The sequence below is a fragment of the Pantoea stewartii subsp. stewartii genome (assembly GCF_008801695.1).
GTDB lineage: Bacteria > Pseudomonadota > Gammaproteobacteria > Enterobacterales > Enterobacteriaceae > Pantoea > Pantoea stewartii.
This window is the reverse complement of sequence record NZ_VZPF01000169.1, coordinates 1-2371: the sequence shown is the minus strand read 5'-3', so window position 1 is coordinate 2371 and position 2371 is coordinate 1. Positions and strand designations below refer to the sequence as shown.

At 54.4% G+C, this 2371-nt stretch carries 1 protein-coding gene and 1 pseudogene; both read left to right on the top strand.

Going from position 1 to position 2371, the window contains the following annotated elements:
* Positions 1–243 precede the first annotated feature (243 nt).
* A complete protein-coding gene (locus F7Q90_RS25260) occupies positions 244–1050 on the top strand; it encodes a DUF1460 domain-containing protein (RefSeq protein ID WP_085980116.1) in 807 nt (268 codons plus the stop codon).
* 24 nt (positions 1051–1074) lie between these two features.
* A pseudogene (locus F7Q90_RS25255) lies at positions 1075–2371 on the top strand (SH3 domain-containing protein); the annotation flags it as partial.

The following is a 2371-nucleotide window of genomic DNA, read 5'->3' as shown; positions in this document are numbered from 1 at the left end:
GGGGTTCTACGCCGGAACCGCCGAAATTTCCGACACCCACTCGCAGTCAGGCATCACTGAGCGCTCAGCCCCCACAAGATAACCCAGCAAAAACGAAAGAGAGTCAGGTCGCGTGATGGCCTTCACATTCCGCACTATCCGGTTCCTGATTTTTCAACCGGAAATCAACCGATGGCGATTTTTTTGTATCTATTACAATCATCTTCCTTGAAGGTACAGGTGGGATTTTTACCTTTAAGGAAGATGATTGTGAAAGTAAAAGTATGGACGGTTTTATTTATGTCGGCGTATCTGACGGCCTGTGCGGCACCCGGTACAGAAAAATATCAGACTATCATGGACAGCGTTACGGCAGAAAAAGTAAACCAGATTATTCGCTCGGATGTCATCCCTTCTTCAGGTGAAAATCACGGGGACGTTATCAGCCGCGTGTCATCTGCTTTTCTCGGTACGCCTTACCAGGCTGATACGCTCATCGGCGGGCCCGGTACCCCCGAAGCGCTTGTCGTGAATTTCAACGGTGTGGACTGCTTTACCCTGGCAGATTACGTCGAGGCCCTGACCCGCAGCCATGACCAGAAATCGTTCCTGCATAATCTTACAGAGGTTCGTTACACCGGGGGGAACGTTGACTACCTCAGCCGCCGGCACTTCTTCTCCGACTGGTTCACCACCGCACCACGCAATGCCCGGGATGTCACACCGGATATCAGCCCTGACTATGCCGTGGCGGACAAACAGCTTAACCGTAAACCGGACGGGGGGGAGTACATCCCGGGGCTGGGCATTCATCCCCGTAAAATAAATTACATTCCCGGAAACACCATCAGCCAGCAGGTGCTGGACCGTCTGAAAACCGGGGATTATGTCGGCGTCTACTCTCCGCTTGAAGGGCTGGACGTTTCACATGTGGGTATCGTGGTCCGCCACGACGGGCAGGTGTGGTTCAGGAATGCCTCCTCACTGGCAGCAAACAGAAAAGTGGTGGATTCGCCGTTTCTGGAATACATGCGCGCGAAGCCGGGCATCGTCGTGCTGCGGGCCGAGTGACCCGCCCGTTACCGGAGCCGCCGTATGAAAAGAATCCAGATACCGGAAGGAATAAAGCCTCTTTGCCTGATGGTTCCCCTGCTGTTATCGGCATGCCACACCGCTCCGCACAGGCCGGGGTTAAATGACGTGACGTCTGCCGGCAATGTGCCGGCAGACTATATCGACCCGACCAAATCGCTGTTCCCGCTGGGAAACTACCCGCAGTCCGTTGATAAATGGTTCCCTCCCGGCCCGGACAGGCATGTTCCCGTTATGGATACCGCGGCACAGCAGCGCCACTTTTCTGACCTGAAATCCCGTTATTTTGGTATGGGGGCGGGCGAAAAGTCTCCCTGGAACCCTTCTTACATCGCATCAGTCCTGAGCAAAGGGGCTGAAGGCGCCCGCGACGCCAGCATCAGGAAGTATCTGGGGTAGCAAAGTGTTTCCTGGGGCGAGAACTTCAGGATCCACCCGGACAGCTGGAAACAGCAGGTAAGGAATAACGCGACGACCAGCGTCGACCATATTTATCGCCCTTCGGGACGGGGAATTGCCGTCAGGGAAACGCTGGTCAGGGTTCTTCCGACCGCCGATCCGGCTTATGACGATCCCCGTCAGGCCGGGCAGGGCTACCCTTTTGACAATTTACAGATGTCATCTGTCCGTCCCGGCACCCCCGTCTACGTGCTGGCGGCCAGCCGCGACAGGCGCTGGAAATACGCTTTATCCCCCACAATTACCGGGTGGGTGCGCAGCGAAGATATTGCAGCGGTGGATCAGCAGTTTGTTACCGAATGGCTTACGCTGGCAGATAAAAACCTGGGCGCATTTATTAAAGAACCGGTTTCCGTCCATGAAGGAGGACAGTATTATTTTACTGCACGTCCCGGAACCATTCTGCCATTCAGGAACAGACAGCCCGGCTTTTTTGACGTTACTGTGCCCGTGCGTAAAAGCGATGGCCGCGCACAGATTCGCCAGGTCAGACTTCAGAAAGATGAGTTTGTCGCCATGCCATGGGAAATGACTCCCGGAAATATAGCTTTACTGATGAAGTCGATGAGCGGCAGGCCCTATGGCTGGGGAAATTATAACTTCTATAATGACTGCTCTGCCGAAATGCGCAGCCTCATGATGCCCTTTGGGATATTTCTTCCCAGAAACTCAGCGGCACAGATACAGGCTGCAGCCCGGATTGTCGACCTTAGCCAGGAGGACACCAGCACACGGCTTCGTTATCTCACGGAGCATGGCAGGCCGTTTACCACGCTTGTATACATTCCGGGGCATATCATGCTGTATACCGGTAATACGGTCATTAACGGACAGAATGTAC

Coding starts and splice junctions, on each gene's coding strand:
- F7Q90_RS25260 (WP_085980116.1), top strand. CDS start 244: ATGATTGTGAAAGTAAAAGTATGGACGGTTTTATTTATGTCGGCGTAT.